The following is a 17948-nucleotide window of genomic DNA, read 5'->3' on the forward strand; positions in this document are numbered from 1 at the left end:
TTTTCAAAATACTCATTAATAATTTGTAATTTAAAAGATGACGGATACGAGTTATTTTTTGTTTTAGGTAACAATCCATTAACTCCATATAATTTATACCTCTGGTATTTTTCACTTAATAATCTATGATTTGTATTCAATGACAACATTTTCATAACATTTAAGAAGCTATAGCCTTGTTCATATAAATCAAAAGCTTCTAATAATGTATTTATATCTATTTTAATATTTCTAGTCATAGTAAAACTCCCTGCTAAGTTTTCACTATTTAAGTGTTTCCTTAACAGGGAGCATATCAATAAGGTTTGGGCTTTTTTTGCTAGTATCTAGTCGATAAATTGGTGATGATATTGTATACAACATCAAATAAAAAAACTACCGAAGTAACGGCAGTTTTAAAATGTTTCTGATACTTTTTTAGTGTAGTACATTGTGTTTACTAAATATAAAATAATCAATAACGATACACTGAAAAATTGATTGTTATTTGAAGTGATAGAGAATATAGAAGCTAGTCCTATAATCCAAATGATTAATTGTTGATTTAATGAAAATGTTTTTTGTAGTGCCACTAATGTAATATATTGCTCGCCACTATCCATCATATCTACTAATTTTTCATTTAATTTTTTGTCTCCTGCTTTTGGATAATTTCTTTCAGGATATAATTTTCTCAAATTCGACAAATGCATATATGATAATGGTGCTGTTATAACCAGTGATAAGCAAGTAATGATAAGCCCAATTACACTTGGTTCTTCTGATAAATTAATCACGATATTAAGTATTATTAATGCTAGTGTTGTTATAAGTCCAAGCAAAACTGGTGGATATATTAATGTTTTTTCTAACTGCACTTCTATTTCATCTTCGTCATCAGTATTAGTGTCTAATTTCCTATATTTTTTTGCTTTTTTATAAACATTCATTAATATACAGATTAAAATAACTATAACGATGGCTAATACTATCGTTGTGATATTCGTCTGTAATTTTGTGAGCTGAATTTCTAAAAATTTATGACTAGAGTCAAACAATGTTACTGCTAGCCCTCCAGCTAAACCACCAATAATCATATATAGAATAAAGTTTCCTATAAACATGATTTTATTCTTTTTCATAATTCATCCTCCTCGAATATGAAAACATTTTCTACATTTTCTTTGAGTATTCTTGCTATTCTTACAGCAGTCAATACTGATGGCATAAAGTTATTACGTTCTATTAAGGAAACTGTTTGTCTTGATATGCCTGCTCTTTTTGCCAATTCAGTTTGGTTAAAGCCTTCTCGTGCTCTTAACTCTTTCACCCTATTCTTCATCTGACCACCACCTACTTTTACTAATATATACTATTATCGTCAAAATGACAAGTATAGTTGTCATTTTTATAACTATACTTGTCATTCATAATGTATGAGTATACATTTTTATGTTTATTTATTAAAAATTTATTTACTAATTATAAATTTTATGTAATGATTTAATTTATTACAACATTCAGACTAATTTTCAGGGAGGTTATATATTATGGATAGTTTTGGCTTCTGGTCGATCATACCACCAATCATCGCAATCATTATGGTGTTGTTAACACGTAGTGTAATCGTTTCTCTTTTCTTAGGACTTTTTTCGGGGATATTATTACTAACAAGTTTCAACCCTATTTCTTCATTAAAAAAATTATTAGGCGACTACCTATTCGTTACAGTTGCTGATGAATATAATGCAGGCATTCTTATATTATTAGTATTCATCGGTGGATTTGTAGCGTTACTCGAAAATTCAGGTGGCGCTAAAGCGTTTGCTAATCATTTTATCTCGGGAACTAAGAATAGAATTAAAATCCAATTGGCAGCGTGGTTTAGTGGTATTATCATTTTCTTCTCTGAGATGGGCACACCTCTAATTGTTGGACCAATTTATGAAAGTTTATTTGATAAAGCTAAAATTTCACGAGAAAAGCTAGCGTGGATCATCGATTCTACTGCATCTCCAGTGTCAGTTATGATTCCATTTATTGGTTGGGGTGTTTATATTATGGGACTAATAGACACTGAATTTAAGCGTTTAAGTATTGATATGACTTCATGGGATGCTTTTATCACGTCGTTACCTTATTTTATTTATCCTGTACTTGCTGTTCTGATCGTACCTTTAATTGTTATATTAAAATTAGATTTCGGTCCAATGAAAAAAGCAGAAGAACGTATCATGAATAGTGGCGAAATTTATTGGGAAAATGCTAAACCTTTAAGAGAAAGTATTGATACTGATCAAGATGTAGAAAGTAAAAGTAAACCTATACTTATATGGTTACCTATTCTTATACTTATCATCTCTTTATTCACATTATTAGCACCTAAAGGATTTCCATTCCAAAGTGTAGAAGGAAAAGATTTTAGAATTGCGCTCAGCTTATCTTATTTCTTTTCTGCAATATCAATCATTATTATGATGCTGATTTTTAAAGTGAAGACTATTAGTCAATCATTAAACATTTACACTTCAGGCATGAAAAATATGACGGATATTTTAATTATTTTAGTTTTAGCATGGTCTTTAGGAAGTGTGTTAGATAAATTAGGAACTGCTAACTATATCGTGCAAGTGATAGACGGTACAATTCCACCAGCAATTGTGCCTGCCCTCATCTTCTTAGTCGGTGCGTGTATGTCCTTTGCCAATGGTACTTCATGGGGCACATTTGCAATCATGTTACCATTAGCAATACCACTTGGTTATCATTTAGATTTACCTTTAACAGTATGTATTGGTGCTGTCATTTCAGGCGGTATATTTGGGGATCATAGTTCACCTATATCAGATACAACGATTCTTTCTTCTACTGGTGCAGGTGCTGATCATAAAGATCACAATAAAACACAAGTACCAATTGCAATCTTTAATGGTGTTGTAACAGCTATCGCATTACTGATTACAAGCATGATTGACTTTAAGTTCACACTTGTTATAGCAATTGTGTTTATGGTTATCGGCGTATTCATTATCCATAAAGTTCAAAAATATAAATATAGTACATAATAAATCACCCAATCCGAAAATGATTCCAACGGATTGGGTGATTTATTTTAAGTTAGGATTTATATCGTAAACTCTTTTTTTATTTGATGTTACGTATTAATGTTCTAAACACTTGTTCAGCTTGTCTCTCTATTAAATATGCACTATTTGTCATTGCGTCATTCAAATTCATTGGACCATTCGTAATGCTAAATGCAGCAGTTAGACCTTGTGTATAAAGTTCTGACAATTCTCCTTCAACACTACCTCCTAATGCTATAGTTGGAATGTCGTTTTCTTTTGCTAATTGACATATACCAGATATCACTTTACCACCTGCTGTTTGGCCATCTATTTTGCCTTCACCAGTTATAATCAAATCGATTTGTTCTTGTTTTAATAAATCTCTGAATTTCACAAAATCCACAACAAGTTCAATGCCTCTTTTTAATTCTGCATTTAAAAATGCAAGCATACCACCAGCTGTTCCACCTGCAGCACCTGCACCTTCAATATAATGAATAGACATACTTTTTTGCTTTTCAACGATATTAGCAAAATGTTCTAAACCATTATCAAGACTTTTAATCATCTCTTTTGTAGCACCTTTTTGAGCGCCAAATATATAACTTGCACCATTAGCTCCAATAAATGGATTTGTAACATCACAAGCAATCTCAAAGTTCGCATCTTTAACTTCAGGCATTACTTTACGCTCATCAATAGTTGCTAAGCGATTTATATATTGACCATCTAGTTCTAGCGGCAGTCCATTCTCATCTAAAAATCGGTATCCTAATGCTTGTAACAAACCAATACCAGCATCGTTTGTTGCACTTCCACCTAAACAAATAATAAAATCTTTAATACCTTGCGCTAATGCATCTTTAATCAGCAAACCAGTACCATAAGTTGTTGTTATCATTGGATTAAGCTCATCATCTTTAAGCAAGTCGATGCCCGAACTCGTTGCAAGCTCAATAATTGCAGTCTTACCATCGCCCGTAATACCATATTTTGATTTAATCGCTCTATTTAAAGGATCCACACTTTGAACATCCACAACATGACCCTCAGTAGCCTGAACTAAGTTAATCATCGTGCCTTCACCACCATCAGCCATCGGGAGAATAACAGTATCCGTTTCAGGAGAAACTTTTAGAATGCCTTTCTCAATAGCTTGAGCCACACTTAAAGCATCCATACTCCCTTTAAAGGAATCTGGTGCAATCAAAACTTTCATGTATAACCCCACCTTTATTCTAGGTTATTCAATATATATTTTATCATTTAAATACCCTTAAAATATGTAAAAAAATATTACGCTAACTTTATCGTTAACGTAATAATCATCATCTATTCTTGATGTGTATAACTTAAATCCCAACCTATACCAAATTTATCTATCACTTTAGCATAAGTTTGGCCCCAGAAGGCTTTTTCAAGTTCCATTTGAACTTGTCCTTCTTCTTTAAAGATATTATAAACTTCATTAATTTGTTCTTCGTTTTCAAATTCTAAAACAATGTATATGTTATGGTTCTTGTTTAATGAGTCATCATCATTTGGTATGTCGGAAAACATAAATAAATGACCATTTACTTCTAATTGTGCATGAATAATTCTGTTAGAATCTTGTGCCACATCTACTCCTGCGTCACCATATGTTTGTGATTCTCTTACACTTCCATCTAGCGCTTCACTATAAAATGCTAATGCTTCTTCGCAAGTTCCGTTAAAGTAAAGATAAGGTGTAACTTGTTTAATCACCATGCACCACTCCCCATATTTGATTGTCGGTCAAAATAAGTATATAAATGTGCGTAAAGTTTGTCAAATGTTAATAATATTTACATAATTCATATATTGTCATATATGATTACATTTATGTTGTTTTATATACTTGTTTTTGAACATCCCATGAAATATTTAATGCGTTAAATATTTTACCAATGTTACTTTCTAACTTAGAACTATCTATATTTCTTATGAAATTAATATGAATTTTATCATGATAGCTTATAATACCACAGTTATATGGGCTATCAGATCTTGTATTGAGTATGCAATCGAAGGATTCAATATATTCATCCATTTTTTGGTCTAGTTGTATTAATCCTATATTTGATACTGTTAAGCAAGTTGATTTTTCACTAAACTTAAATGCCATTTTCATGAATAAATTTTTAAGAAACAATGGCATATATTTCACCAGGACATTATTTTGTAAACTTACATTTTTATTCATCGTATCTTGCATACGTTCTTTTGATAAACCTTCTTCAAACTGTTTTTTAACAGAGTCTATTATATCTGTTAAAGTTTCGCTTTGTAGAGTTGGGTGGATTTGAGGTTTAATATATAATACAAAATTCCTTAATGTTTGACTGTTAAACATATTTCTCAAATCAATTGGTAGAAAGATACTAATAGGCCGTTGATGTCTTTTTGATATTTCTTGCTCTTGTAAATCTAGCAGTGCTTTCATAATAATTGAACATATTAATACAGTAAGACTAACTTCCATTTTTTTAGCTAAAGATTTAATGTCTTCAATATCTAGAATAAATTTTTCAATAATTAATTGATCCATTTTCTTACCTTGTAATTGATAAACCTTATTGTATGCTTTATTTATTTTCTTATCCTGTCTCACTTTATCTTTTTGGTAGCTATCTACAACTTCTCCATCCGATATATCATCTTCAGCAAGTAAAATATCTGTTGTGTAACTGATATTAATATGATGTTTTAATTTGAGGTATTCATATGCTAATGATTTAACAAATATCATGCCACCTCTACCATCAGTTAAAGAATGAAATAATTCAACATGTATACTTTTCTCCGAGTATAAAATTCTAAACGAACAATTATATAATGCTTCGTTTGACATAGGTTTAAGTAGTGCTGTATCTTTTTTTATTTTCGGCGCTTTTTTAATGGGCTGTTGATAATACCAAAATAAATCATTTGTTATCCTCGCTGCAATTGTCGGAAACCTTTTATATATATTATTCAATGATTTTTGTAATATTACTGGATTTATTTCTTCTTTAAAATGTACTGAGATTCTAAACATATTGAGCCAATCTTTATTCTTAGATGCCATATGAATGATAGCTGTATTATCTAATTTCATTTTGTATTTATTTATATCACCCATGAACGAGACCTTCTCTCATTTTATAGTTACGCTTTTAATTCATTAAACTGAATTTCATAACAAAATTGCAACTTCCTATAATAGTCATTTTCAATAAAATCGGTTGGCTTTACTTTTGTTTGCTCAACATCGAAATAATGAACGTTGCCAATTTTTAAAATGTTATATACGAACTGCGAACAAAACATGATGTTAGGTCTAATAGATATTTTGGTAACAAGTCCAACTAAATTATATGCACTTCCTGTTTCATTTATTTCTCTTATTTTCTCAATCATGATTTTTTTGTTTTCTTTCGGAACATTTATTTTATATACCATTATACTCGCATCACTTTTTTTATTAAATGACTGCAACTGTTCTTGATTCAAACCTGGTAAAGTCACATTTTCTCCACCATTATAGCTAATAGTTGTTCTTAATTCTTTATCAAAGCTAAGTGATACATGATTATAGATTTTACGTGTAAATAAAGATATTAACTCACTGGCTGAACTTCCAGTACTGGAAATAATGATATAGACATGTTCATCAGTTAAACTATTTTCACAATCTTTAAAGTAGTTATCATTTAATATGTCTTTATTTAAGTATTTAAAATAGCTATGCCTTGGTATATCATTTGCAATTTCGTTAATATTTTCTTTAGATAAAGCAACTTTACCTTTAGTGATATTACTTTTAAAACTATTTTTTCTTTTTACAACATCTCTTATCATATCAAAGCTAACAGACGATAGTTCGTTCATCGCAAATTGATGTTCAATTGTATAAATATAATGTAAATAACGTACAAAATACGGTATAAAAATAATGATGATAGCAATTAATTTTTTAATAAACAAAGTTATCCAAAGTGCTTGCTGATCAAAGACACCAACTGAAATATATACTTCTTGTAGCACTAATATTGCTATATAAGTGATCGTGAAAATACTTTTAACTTTCCAACTATGTTTTGTAAGGTGAATATGTAATATTAAAATTGCTGCAGATATTGCATATATCACTACAAAAGCTACCGGTGTTTGTGAAAAGATTAAAGAGATGATCATAAAAAGTACTAATATTTGAATCAATATCATGTATAACTGTTTTACTTGCATATAAAATATGCCCCCAATAGTGAATTTCATAACTTATGCCGATTCATAAATCATTAACATAAGTTGTTTCTAAATAAGTATATATGAATTATTTAGCTTAAACAAAATATACATCATAAAATCAGCCTATATTTGTATGGCTGATTTTATAAGTTTAATTTGCCCACTTTAGTTTACGTTACTTAGTCTTAACGGACTATTTGATTGTCTATTAACTTTCTGTTTTCTTTTTGTTTCTTTTATGAGTATTTCAAGTGCTTCATTTCTTTCTCTTTCAAATTTATCTATAAATGTATTGAGCTCGCGTGTCCTTTCAGGTACGAAGTTATTAAGAGAAATATTCAATTCATGATATTTTTCTTGCTTATCACATAGCTGTTCGGTAAAGCTCCATATAACTCTAAATATATCTATTGTTATATTTGTACCGTCCTTTAAAGTATATTGCTTAGATATACGATCATTCTTGCGACTTTTCATTGAAAATGAGATAGATTTTACTAATAAATTCCTTGATCTTAATTGCATTGTTAAACTTTCTACTATTTCGAGTATCATACTTTTCATTTCATAATACTGATAATCTCTCGTAAGCTCTATGTCGCATGAAATACTTGGCTTTAGTAAACGATGCGCATCTTGAATATTATTTAAATCAAACCCATTACTGTTGAGATGCAATTCTTTCCCTATTTCTCCATATAATTTCATTAATTTATTTAATGGATAATGTGCTAAATCTCGAACTGTAAATATACCTAAATCATTTAAGTTCTTTTCTACACGATGATTAATACCCCACATTTTATTAAGTGGATGAATTGGCCATAATTTCGTAGGAATATCCTCATATTTCCACTCAGCAATGAGTTGTTTATTAACCTTTGCTTCTGATTTTAATGCCATCTTGCTCATAAACATATTAGGTCCAATGCCTATTGGACACTTTAATTGCGTTTCATGTTCAATTTTTTCCATGAGCATGTTCGCAAATTCCTTTGGAGATGAGCAATAATATTTGTAAATATAAGTGATATCTATAAATATTTCATCGATATTAAACTGTTTTACGTCTTTACAGTCTACATATTGTAATAACACTTTATATATAGCTAATGAATCATTAACATAGTGATTCATATTTGGATTAATAATATATATATCACTTCTATGAGGTATTTCAAACAACCTTGAACCAGTTTCTATTCCTATGCCTTTTAATGGCTCTGTAGCATCTATAACAATAGCTCCTTGCCTTTTCGTATCCGATATAACAGCTAGTTTATGCTCAACAGGATTAATACCTTTACTCACACATGAAACATTTGCAAAAAAACTACTTTGATCTATGCACAAAATATATCTGTTCTCACGTAAACGATATTTATACATAAATTCACCTTCCATCGTCGTATTAATGTATTTTCATTATATACGAACATGTGTTCTATTTCAAGAATTATCCAAACTGTTTTTAATATAATAATGGAGGCTAAGACAATTAATTTGTCCTAGCCTCCATCACAATTATCTAATTATATTTAGTCTTTCTTCATCGTCAGCACCGACTGACTGATCTATATGAACATGTGTCTTAAGAAATATTTCTTCTGGTTCACCTTTAAATTCGATTTGTTCAAGTTTGAATTCAAATTCATACTCTTGGTGATCTTTCTTTTTAATTAAAAAGGATTTATTCACTTTATGCTTATGCAATTCATAATCAAATTCTGAAAAATCGCTATCCTCATTTTGATTATTGACACGTTCAATTAGTGACAACATAATATATTCAACTTTTAAGTCACATGAACCACCTTTAAATATAACTTTTCCTTTAATTGGTTCTTCTTCGTTAAAAGTTGTTTTTTCTAATCGCGTATCGATTGTTAGATTACCGACACCTATAGAGGTAAGTAATTTTTCAAACATAATACATATCCCCCTTAATCTTCATTAAAGATAGTTTAACCCGATTAAACTAAAATTTAAAGAGAATATATAAAGTTTTTAATATTTTCTAGATAACACTTGGTATTTTTAGCGCTGACTCTTGCGGGAAAAGCATGCGCATAAAAAAATGTAGACAAAGTCTAAGACTTTGTCTACATTCTGAAACATAGATATTTTATCTACGTTTTATTACGTATATGATTCATTACTTATATAAACCTAATGCTTTTGAAGTAGATGTATTTATTTCATTAAATAAATCTGGATGTTCTGATAAATTCAATCTAAATGATGGTATCATTTTTTTGATTTTTTCTTCCCATTCAACGAAATCTTCTGGGAAACATTTTTCTAATAATTGCAACATAACATGAACAGCTGTTGAAGCACCAGGTGAAGCACCTAACAAAGCTGAAATCGAGCCATCTTCACTTGTTACAAGCTCTGTACCAAATTGCAATGTGCCCTTTCCGCCTTCTTTCGTGTCTTTAATGACTTGAACACGTTGACCTGCTATGACAACATCCCAATCTTCTAGTTTTGCAGTTGGTACAAATTCTTTAAGTTCTTCTAATCGTTTTTCATCTGATAATAATACTTGTTCTACTAAGTATTTTGTTAGACCCATTTCTTTTAAACCTGCAGATAACATCGTAAATACATTATTAGGCTTAACTGAACCAAGTAAATCCATGTTAGATCCTGTTTTTAAGAATTTTGGTGAAAAACCTGCAAAAGGTCCAAATAGTAACGATCTCTTACCTTCTATATATCTAGTATCTAAATGTGGTACAGACATAGGTGGTGCACCAACTTTAGCTTTCCCGTAAACTTTAGCATCATGTTTAGCAATAACTTCTTCGTTATTACATACCATGAATAATCCACTTACAGGGAATCCACCTATATTTGAAGCTTCTTTAATATGTGTTTTTTGTAACAGTGGTAAACTTCCGCCACCAGCACCGATAAAGACAAATTTAGTATTGTGGTACTCCACTTTTTTAGTTTCTGCATTATATACTTTTAATTGCCATGTATTATCTTCGTTTCTACGTATATGTTGTACAGAATGATTGTAATTAACTTCTACGTCTTGTTCTTTCAAGTTATCTAATAATGAACGCGTTAAATTACCAAAATTGACATCAGTACCTGATTCAATCTTAGTTGCAGCAATTTTTTCGTTTGCAGGACGACCTTCCATCATTAAAGGCATCCAATGTTTCAATGTTTCAAAATCATCCGTAAAAGTCATACCTGGGAATAATGGATTACCTGACAATGCTTCACAACGCTTTTTTAGAAACTGGACGTTCTTTTCGCCATATACAAAACTCATATGAGGTACAGGACGAATAAATGTTTCAGGACTAGGTAAACTTCCTTTATTCACTAAATAAGTCCAAAATTGTTTTGATAGTTGAAACTGTTCGTTTATTTTAATAGCTTTATCTATATTAACCGAACCATCCGCCTCTTCTTTTGTATAGTTCAATTCGCATAATGCTGAATGACCTGTACCCGCATTGTTCCATTCATTAGAACTTTCTTCTGCCGGTTTTGATAATTTTTCAAATAATTTAATTTCTATGTTTGGTGATAATTCTTTAAGCATAATACCTAAAGTTGCACTCATAATGCCTCCACCAATTAATATTACATCTGTTTTCTTATGTATCGAATTCATAATTAACTACAGAGCCCCTTTCAATATTAATCTACTCGACTATATATAAATACCCATAAAAAAATATACAAATTTTCAAATTTGTTTAAAATAATCTATGTATTACTTCTATTATAAACCTTATAGATTCATTTAAAAAGTGACAACAAGTACACATAGTGTAATAAGTATATTTTAATATTAAGTTACATTAAAATAGTCGTATATTAGTATAACCTAATTACTATATCAACATAAATATTATAACACATTCCCCCTATCGAGTGTTTTTCATTTTTCAAACGTCATGTATAGTTTACATAATATAATTATGATTTTTTAAAATAAATGCTTATCATGCGTTGATTCGTGGTATTAAAGTGATATAATCATAACAATCTATTTACAAAGGAGCTCAATATGAAAGGTCTTTTTAATTTACTTAAAAAAGGAAGCATGTCTTCCTTAACAGCTGCCGTCGTTAATTTTATTCTTGGCTGTTTAAAACTACTAGCCTTTATTTTCACTGGAAATATTGCTATGTTCGCTGAAATGATGCATTCATTTGGTGATGCTGCCAATCAATTATTTGTATTTTTAGGTTCTGCTTTCTCTAAGAGAAGCCCAAATGAAAAATTCCCACTTGGCTATGGAAGATTAATTAACCTTGTTTGTTTAATCGCTGTAATTATTGTAGGTATTCTTTCATACGAAACAGTTAAAGAAGGTTTTCACCACATTGTCCACCCTAATGACACAAATGGACCGTTATTATTCTTCTGGATAAACATAGGTGTTTTAGCAATTGGTATTGTACTTGAAGGTATTGTTTTAAGAAAAGCTGGTAAAGAAATATTAGAAGAAGCTGGTGAAAGCAGTAAAGGGTTATTAACACCTTTTACTAAAAGTTATTTACTGATAGGAAAAGCAAAGCCAGCCACTAAATTAGTATTTATGGAAGATACAGTTGCAACTGCTGGTGGGATCATTGCAGTTATTTCAATCATCATTGCAAGATTGACTGGTTTAGGCATGTTAGAAGGTATTGCCTCAGTTATAATCGGTATCATGATGTTTGTAATTGTAGGTATTATCTTTATAGAAAATGCTCAAGGTGTATTAGGTATTGCTGACCATGAATCAGAAATCCATGCTTCTAGAGTTATTTTAGATGATAAATCAATTGCTGACATTAAACGACTTGCAGTAATAAAAGAAGGAGAAGCACTTCATATTGAAAGTTTATTAGAAGTGAATCAAAACTTCACACTGAAAGAGTTGTCAGAAATAAGAAAACGGATTATATTAAAACTGTTAGACTTATCACACGTTGAAGATGTCAATATAGAATTCATTGAAGACGATGGTCAAACAGACTGGAGCGGAGATTCAGGTCCTTCAGCAAATATTCAATATAAAAAGGAGCGCTAAATATGCCAATCGTAAACATTAAGTTAATTGAAGGTAGATCAGACGAACAATTAAAAGGTCTTGTAAAAGATGTCACTGAAGCTGTGCATCAAAATGCTAAAGCACCAAAAGAGAACATCCAAGTGATTATAGAAGAAATGAAACCTGAGCATTATGGCGTTGCAGGCGTACGTAAATCAGATTCATAAAAAATCAAAAAATCTCTTCACTAGTCTAAAACCTAGTGAAGAGATTTTTTATTTTGAGAATGGGTATTTATGTCTCAAATTGTTTTATTAATCGTTAAGAAATTTCTTTATTGCTTCTTTGTTCTTTTCTTTATCGATTTTAAGAACTGCTCCATTTTCAAGATCATTCGCATTCGTATATGAACCTTTAACAGGAACTGTTAATGTTTTTATATCTTTATCGCCTCTAGCTATAAAACTAGCGCCCGTTTTATAGATTGTTTGGTCATCTAAATTAGTATTTACATAACCTCTTGCAATCCCTGCTAATTTGGGTGCTTTCACAACTGAATCGACACTTAATAACTCAGATTTAAGACCTGTCATCACTTGCTGCTGTCTTCTCACTCGTCCAAAGTCACCTTCTTCGTCATGTCTATAACGTGCATAACCTAGCAATTCTTTCCCGTTTAAGTTATGTTGACCTTTTTTCAGTGAAACACCTATTTTTTCAGACATATCTTTTTCGACATTGATTGGAACGCCTTTAGGTGATATTTCATCAACCATTTGCTCAAATCCATCAAAATCAATAATCGCATAATATTCCGGATCAATATCAAGATTTTTCTTCAATGTCTTACGCAGTAACTCAGGACCTCCTAATGAATATGCAGTGTTAATTTTATAATTACGATAACCACCTGGAATTTCTGAATATATATCTCTCATGACTGATACAATTTTAAGATCTTTCTTCAAATAATCGTATTGAACAATCATAATTGAATCTGTTCTAGGTTGTGAATTATCTACTTTGCGGTCTTCCCCTAATACGAGAACATTTACTTTACCATCGTTTCTTGTTGTACTATGGAATTTATGTAATTCCTGCTTTTTACCATGGTCTGAAGAAACTTTTAAACCTGATTTATAAGAAGCATTAATATAAAATCCTAAACAAACTAATAATAAGATGATACCTAAGATAATAAAAGGTCTTTTTTTTATTCTACGCTTTTTATTTCTTTTCGGTACATTCGTTTGACGAGTGCCTTCAGTTTCTGATTGATTTTGCGAAGTCATTGTAACCAGCCTTTTATCTTCAAAATTGAGTCTAAATATATTATAATGAGACTCATACATTAAGTTAACCAATTTCTCTATTAAAAATCAAGAAAAATTGCAAACCTAATTAAAAAATAAGACTTGAGACTGAATAAAGGATGGTAAAAATATAATGAATATGAATAAAGCGTATTTTGCAGGTGGATGCTTTTGGTGTATGGTTAAACCATTCGATGAATATGAAGGCATTGATAAAGTAACTTCTGGCTATATGGGAGGTACAACAGAAAATCCAACTTACGAAGAAGTGAAAAAAGGCGATACTGGTCATCTAGAAGTAGTCGAAATCCAATATGATGTTGCTTTATTCTCATATAACAGATTATTAGAAATTTATTTTGCAATAATCGACCCTACTGATGCACACGGACAATATCAAGACCGTGGAACACAATATCAAACAGCAATTTTCTATACGAATGACGATCAAAAAAAATTAGCTGAAGAATATATAGAACAATTAAATAAAAAGCTGCCAGAAGGTAAATCCGTTGTAACGAAACTATTACCATATCAACCTTTTTACGAAGCTGAAGATTATCATCAAGATTTTTACAAAAAAAATCCAACTCGCTATCAAGAAGAACAAGAAATTAGAAAAAGCTTAAAATAATGATGTGATAAAATAACAGTAAAGTATACAATAGCGTTATACAATACTGTTATTTTTATGTACACACATTATGAATTTTTTATTAAGGAGTATGTTATGGAACAATGGATTACTGAATTTATGACACAATATGGATATATTGGTGTCTTTATACTCGTATTTTTAGAGTATGTTATACATCCCTTCCCATCAGAAATTATATTAACATTCGCAGGATTTATGACATCTCAATCAGACCTAAATATTATCATTGTATGTATTATCACAGTTATAGGTGCTGTGCTTGGTGCGCTTGTTTTATACAGCATCGGTGCATATATAGGTGAAGATCGATTATATAAATTTATACATAAACGTGGTAAATATATAGGTATCAAAACTCAAGATTTAGATAAAACAATTAAATGGTTAGATCAATACGGTCATTGGGCTATCTTTATTGGACGTTTTATACCGATTGTCAGAACGCTCATTTCATTGCCAGCAGGTATTACGAAAATGAACATACCTCTATTTATATTATTAACAGCAATAGGAACGGGCATGTGGAATATATTTCTTATTATGCTCGGTAAGACATTAGGTAAACATTGGCATGAAATTATAGTTTATGTAAGTATGTACTCTAAAATATTCATGATAGTTATAGCCGTAATTGTACTTTACGTCATTTATTTATGGTATAAGAGAATTAAAGAAACACGTGTTCAATAAATAGCACAAAAAAGAAGACCTTTAGCGGTCTTCTTTTTTTGTGCTGTTGAGCATATATAATCAACGCTTATTTACTTATGATTAATGGTTAAAGAAACTCTAATTAAGTTCCAAAATAATGAACTGTATTTTCTATACACTAAATATCTTGGTTCCCAATCTGGCGCGTATTTTTGTTTATAATTTCGTAATCCTTGAAAACTATATAAACTATTCATATTCTCAAATACTTTTGCTGCAAATTTCTCTCTAAGATAGGCATGCTTATTAAGTCCTACATTCGATAAAGTTGCCATACCCATATTAAACTGTTTATATCCTTCTTCTTTTGCCCATAACAACATATGAATGTACAATGCATCCATCAATGGAAGATCTATATTTTTATTCCATCTTATTAAATCTATAGAAATAGATTGATTATAATTCGTAAACATCAATGAACAAAATCCAACTATTTCATTATTTTTATTTCTTATGACTGCAACTGGCGCTCTATTTAAATAATCTAACTGAAATGAACCAACTGAAAAACTCATTTCTTGCTTACTTTCTAACCAACTATCGCTAATATCTTTCATCATTTTCAAGTCTTCTTGTGAATATGGTGCATGCATGATATCGAATTGATACCCTTCTGTTTCCAATTTATTATATGTTGCACGCATACCACGTTTTTTCTTACCAGATAAACTGAACGTGTTTAAATCTATAAGTGCTTCTTCCCCTAATTTGAAAAAGATATTTCCATAGTCATGATATAAAGATAGTAATTTACTTTGTACTTGATAAAAAATAATATCATGTCCTAAAAATTGCATTTGATCATAAAAATCGCTCAAAATTTGATTGAATTGATTGCGATTGCCAACTGGATCCCCTAGCACAATAACAGCATTCATCGTATGTCTATACATAATAAAAACATCTTCATCTTCATTTACATAAAACGATTTATCTCCTGTAAAAGCTAAATGGCTTACGTAAGATCCTCCGTACTGATCTATGATATTCTGAATCGTTTCATAAGATGCATTTGTATTTAAACTTTTATGAAATCTTTTTGAAAGTATAAAGGTAATACACATACCTAATAGGCATAAAATTGCCAAGACAATCCAAAACATTGAGAATACCGCATATTTATCGAATTTAGTGACTTCATGTGGATAGAGATCCAAATAATTTTTTGAAATAATTCTATTAACAATAAACATCGTAAATATTAACAATCCACTTAATAAAATTTTGATTGACGTTACTATTTTCTTAACGACTATTGCTTTCTTATAACCGATAAACAATAATATTAATAAAATGACTAACCATAAAAACGCAATGATTGTACTCGTCGTTAAGATACATACGATTAACATGACGATAACTGATATGATACTCATAAGAATAGATCTCATAGTGCCTGACATGACACCTTTAGCACATATTAACAACATCAATGTCGAAGCAGTATGTAACGCTAACAAAACGGAATAAAACGTATAATGATGAGAATATATTGCATCATACAATATTAATATATGATTGAAATATAATACAAAGCCTGTAATACCTGAAAGTAAACCTAATGCTAATGATGGTATTTTCGTCATAAAGTCACTTTGAACAGACTTAATAAATGACGTTGTATCTACAGCAGGTGTATAAAACTTACTTTCTTCTATATATTTTTTAGCTATGCTACCAAATTCAAATGTCGATAAGCCAAGTGCGATAATAAATGGGAAGAAATAATAAGCTACTCTGTACAATAATAATGCGATGACGACTTGTTCTTCAGGCACACCTAGTGATTTAATCCCCAGTAAAACGACTAAGTCAAATGCGCCAAAGCCACCAGGTATCATGCTAATTAAACCTGATAATGCTGCTATTACAAATATCCCAACCAAGTAAAAATACTCTATATTTATATTTAACGATTTTAAAATAACAAATAATAGCGTGCTTGCAGCTAACCATTCTAAAGCAGAAACAATCGTAAATTTAAGGCCTAAAAATCTATCATTTTGTGTAGAGGGTTTCAAATATGAAAATATCATAAATAATGGTAAAAACAAACTACCTATATATATGACAATTTTTGACCAAGCTATATCATCTAATAACGGATCAGCATTAAAAACACGGAAAACGATTAATACACACAATAAACTTAATCCACTGAGCATGGATACTAATAATAATGAAGTACTTTTTATTAATTCCTTTTTATTTAGGACATCATTACGATAAGAATATATTCTTAAACCCGCACCGATTAAACCACCAAATCCTAATATACTATTAAAAGTATTAATAATATAACTAATAGATAACACTTTATGTATTGGTAAACTGATCTTTAATGACTGTTTTAACATGATGTCATAAAGAGATAAAACTGAGACTGAAAGTATTCCAAGTAATATTATACCGACAAAATATACAGTATTCATTTCTCTAAACAGCACAATTGCCTTTTTAAAATCTATTTTTACTAATTCATGATGCAATACATATAAAACGACACATAATATAGTGCAAATAAATAAAAACTTTAACACAGAAAAAATTCTTTTTCGATTTATGATATTCATTTTTCTACCTTCTCTTATTTTATTCTCCCAAATAATACCATAAAAATACATTAATTAGAATTTATTCTTATAATTCATGTTTCAATTGCCCATTCATCATATGGTCATCTTACAAACGTTCTATGTTGCTTGTTTGATCAGTCTTGCAACATTCAGACCCCCTATGTTGCTTGTTTGATCAGTCTTGCAACATACAGACCTCCTATGTTGCTTGTTTGTTCAGTCTTGCAACATATGGTGTGTATTATTTAATCTATGTATCAAAATTATTTATCAATTTACAAACAAAAAAAGAAGTTGGGACATAAATCCCAACTTAAAATAAATCACCCAATCCGTTGGAATTATTTTCGGATTGGGTGATTTACATTTCTGATTTTG

General features: G+C 30.2%; 17 protein-coding genes. 5 read left to right on the forward strand and 12 right to left on the reverse strand.

Translation table 11 applies throughout. From position 1 onward, the window contains the following. The 3 genes from LQ598_RS02360 to LQ598_RS02370 form a co-directional block, all read right to left on the reverse strand. Positions 1-239: hypothetical protein (locus LQ598_RS02360; RefSeq protein ID WP_481817111.1), on the reverse strand; the 239-nt coding region annotated here is incomplete at its 3' end. 156 nt (positions 240-395) lie between these two features. Then, the gene (locus LQ598_RS02365; protein ID WP_103323287.1) at positions 396-1121 is read right to left on the reverse strand and encodes a DUF3169 family protein; all 726 of its coding nucleotides are present in this window, start codon (positions 1119-1121) and stop codon (positions 396-398) included. Next, positions 1118-1321, reverse strand: coding sequence for a helix-turn-helix transcriptional regulator (locus LQ598_RS02370; protein ID WP_016913215.1), 204 nt, complete (start codon positions 1319-1321; stop codon positions 1118-1120). The genes LQ598_RS02365 and LQ598_RS02370 overlap by 4 nt, the downstream gene beginning before the upstream one ends. A 208-nt stretch (positions 1322-1529) precedes the next feature. On the opposite strand from LQ598_RS02370, the gene LQ598_RS02375 reads away from it, so the two are divergent. Then, positions 1530-3044, forward strand: a complete 1515-nt coding sequence (locus tag LQ598_RS02375) for a Na+/H+ antiporter NhaC family protein (protein ID WP_107557248.1) — start codon at positions 1530-1532, stop codon at positions 3042-3044. A gap of 79 nt (positions 3045-3123) precedes the next feature. Here the strand turns inward: LQ598_RS02375 and LQ598_RS02380 are convergent, their stop codons facing one another. The 7 genes from LQ598_RS02380 to mqo all read right to left on the reverse strand — a co-directional run bounded on the left by LQ598_RS02380 (position 3124) and on the right by mqo (position 10938). After that, positions 3124-4266, reverse strand: a complete 1143-nt coding sequence (locus tag LQ598_RS02380; RefSeq protein ID WP_239745134.1) for a glycerate kinase family protein — start codon at positions 4264-4266, stop codon at positions 3124-3126. A 113-nt stretch (positions 4267-4379) separates the two neighbouring features. Beyond that, entirely contained in the window at positions 4380-4796 is a 417-nt protein-coding gene (locus LQ598_RS02385; protein ID WP_188350450.1) for a VOC family protein, read from the reverse strand. Between the two features lie 112 nt (positions 4797-4908). Further along, positions 4909-6189, reverse strand: a complete 1281-nt coding sequence (locus tag LQ598_RS02390) for a hypothetical protein (protein ID WP_239745135.1) — start codon at positions 6187-6189, stop codon at positions 4909-4911. A 26-nt stretch (positions 6190-6215) separates the two neighbouring features. Next, complete coding sequence (locus LQ598_RS02395; RefSeq protein ID WP_107557247.1) at positions 6216-7295, reverse strand: hypothetical protein; 1080 nt, start codon at positions 7293-7295, stop codon at positions 6216-6218. A gap of 168 nt (positions 7296-7463) precedes the next feature. After that, on the reverse strand, positions 7464-8687 hold the full coding sequence (locus LQ598_RS02400) for a Y-family DNA polymerase (RefSeq protein ID WP_107559425.1): 1224 nt from the start codon (positions 8685-8687) through the stop codon (positions 7464-7466). 135 nt (positions 8688-8822) lie between these two features. Then, positions 8823-9227 carry a sporulation protein gene (locus tag LQ598_RS02405; protein ID WP_016912294.1) on the reverse strand — a complete coding sequence of 135 codons (405 nt, stop codon included), beginning with the start codon at positions 9225-9227 and terminating at the stop codon, positions 8823-8825. Positions 9228-9453: 226 nt separating this feature from the next. Then, on the reverse strand, positions 9454-10938 hold the full coding sequence (gene mqo / locus LQ598_RS02410) for a malate dehydrogenase (quinone) (RefSeq protein ID WP_239745136.1): 1485 nt from the start codon (positions 10936-10938) through the stop codon (positions 9454-9456). 399 nt (positions 10939-11337) lie between these two features. On the opposite strand from mqo, the gene LQ598_RS02415 reads away from it, so the two are divergent. Beyond that, the gene (locus LQ598_RS02415) at positions 11338-12348 is read left to right on the forward strand and encodes a cation diffusion facilitator family transporter (RefSeq protein ID WP_103323444.1); all 1011 of its coding nucleotides are present in this window, start codon (positions 11338-11340) and stop codon (positions 12346-12348) included. Between the two features lie 2 nt (positions 12349-12350). Continuing rightward, entirely contained in the window at positions 12351-12536 is a 186-nt protein-coding gene (locus LQ598_RS02420; RefSeq protein ID WP_016912291.1) for a 2-hydroxymuconate tautomerase, read from the forward strand. Between the two features lie 87 nt (positions 12537-12623). Here the strand turns inward: LQ598_RS02420 and LQ598_RS02425 are convergent, their stop codons facing one another. Further along, the gene (locus tag LQ598_RS02425) at positions 12624-13601 is read right to left on the reverse strand and encodes an LCP family protein (protein ID WP_016912290.1); all 978 of its coding nucleotides are present in this window, start codon (positions 13599-13601) and stop codon (positions 12624-12626) included. Positions 13602-13755: 154 nt separating this feature from the next. Between LQ598_RS02425 and msrA the strand changes: the two genes are divergently transcribed. Together msrA and LQ598_RS02435 are read left to right on the forward strand one after the other, a co-directional pair. Next, entirely contained in the window at positions 13756-14256 is a 501-nt protein-coding gene (gene msrA, locus LQ598_RS02430) for a peptide-methionine (S)-S-oxide reductase MsrA (RefSeq protein ID WP_103323445.1), read from the forward strand. 96 nt (positions 14257-14352) lie between these two features. Further along, positions 14353-14970 (forward strand): DedA family protein, encoded by a 618-nt coding sequence (locus LQ598_RS02435; protein WP_016912288.1) that lies wholly within the window; start codon positions 14353-14355, stop codon positions 14968-14970. A 71-nt stretch (positions 14971-15041) separates the two neighbouring features. Here the strand turns inward: LQ598_RS02435 and mprF are convergent, their stop codons facing one another. Further along, on the reverse strand, positions 15042-17618 hold the full coding sequence (mprF, locus tag LQ598_RS02440; RefSeq protein ID WP_345773304.1) for a bifunctional lysylphosphatidylglycerol flippase/synthetase MprF: 2577 nt from the start codon (positions 17616-17618) through the stop codon (positions 15042-15044). Between the last annotated feature and the right edge of the window lie 330 nt (positions 17619-17948).

The sequence above is a fragment of the Mammaliicoccus sp. F-M27 genome (assembly GCF_022387115.1).
Classification (GTDB): domain Bacteria; phylum Bacillota; class Bacilli; order Staphylococcales; family Staphylococcaceae; genus Mammaliicoccus; species Mammaliicoccus vitulinus.

What these genes read in the sequence shown, in the direction of transcription:
- LQ598_RS02365 (WP_103323287.1), bottom strand. Translation starts at nt 1,121, where the DNA reads ATGAAAAAGAATAAAATCATGTTTATAGGAAACTTTATTCTATATATG.
- LQ598_RS02370 (WP_016913215.1), bottom strand. Translation starts at nt 1,321, where the DNA reads ATGAAGAATAGGGTGAAAGAGTTAAGAGCACGAGAAGGCTTTAACCAA.
- LQ598_RS02375 (WP_107557248.1), top strand. Translation starts at nt 1,530, where the DNA reads ATGGATAGTTTTGGCTTCTGGTCGATCATACCACCAATCATCGCAATC.
- LQ598_RS02380 (WP_239745134.1), bottom strand. Translation starts at nt 4,266, where the DNA reads ATGAAAGTTTTGATTGCACCAGATTCCTTTAAAGGGAGTATGGATGCT.
- LQ598_RS02385 (WP_188350450.1), bottom strand. Translation starts at nt 4,796, where the DNA reads ATGGTGATTAAACAAGTTACACCTTATCTTTACTTTAACGGAACTTGC.
- LQ598_RS02390 (WP_239745135.1), bottom strand. Translation starts at nt 6,189, where the DNA reads ATGGGTGATATAAATAAATACAAAATGAAATTAGATAATACAGCTATC.
- LQ598_RS02395 (WP_107557247.1), bottom strand. Translation starts at nt 7,295, where the DNA reads ATGCAAGTAAAACAGTTATACATGATATTGATTCAAATATTAGTACTT.
- LQ598_RS02400 (WP_107559425.1), bottom strand. Translation starts at nt 8,687, where the DNA reads ATGTATAAATATCGTTTACGTGAGAACAGATATATTTTGTGCATAGAT.
- LQ598_RS02405 (WP_016912294.1), bottom strand. Translation starts at nt 9,227, where the DNA reads ATGTTTGAAAAATTACTTACCTCTATAGGTGTCGGTAATCTAACAATC.
- mqo (WP_239745136.1), bottom strand. Translation starts at nt 10,938, where the DNA reads ATGAATTCGATACATAAGAAAACAGATGTAATATTAATTGGTGGAGGC.
- LQ598_RS02415 (WP_103323444.1), top strand. Translation starts at nt 11,338, where the DNA reads ATGAAAGGTCTTTTTAATTTACTTAAAAAAGGAAGCATGTCTTCCTTA.
- LQ598_RS02420 (WP_016912291.1), top strand. Translation starts at nt 12,351, where the DNA reads ATGCCAATCGTAAACATTAAGTTAATTGAAGGTAGATCAGACGAACAA.
- LQ598_RS02425 (WP_016912290.1), bottom strand. Translation starts at nt 13,601, where the DNA reads ATGACTTCGCAAAATCAATCAGAAACTGAAGGCACTCGTCAAACGAAT.
- msrA (WP_103323445.1), top strand. Translation starts at nt 13,756, where the DNA reads ATGAATATGAATAAAGCGTATTTTGCAGGTGGATGCTTTTGGTGTATG.
- LQ598_RS02435 (WP_016912288.1), top strand. Translation starts at nt 14,353, where the DNA reads ATGGAACAATGGATTACTGAATTTATGACACAATATGGATATATTGGT.
- mprF (WP_345773304.1), bottom strand. Translation starts at nt 17,618, where the DNA reads ATGTATTTTTATGGTATTATTTGGGAGAATAAAATAAGAGAAGGTAGA.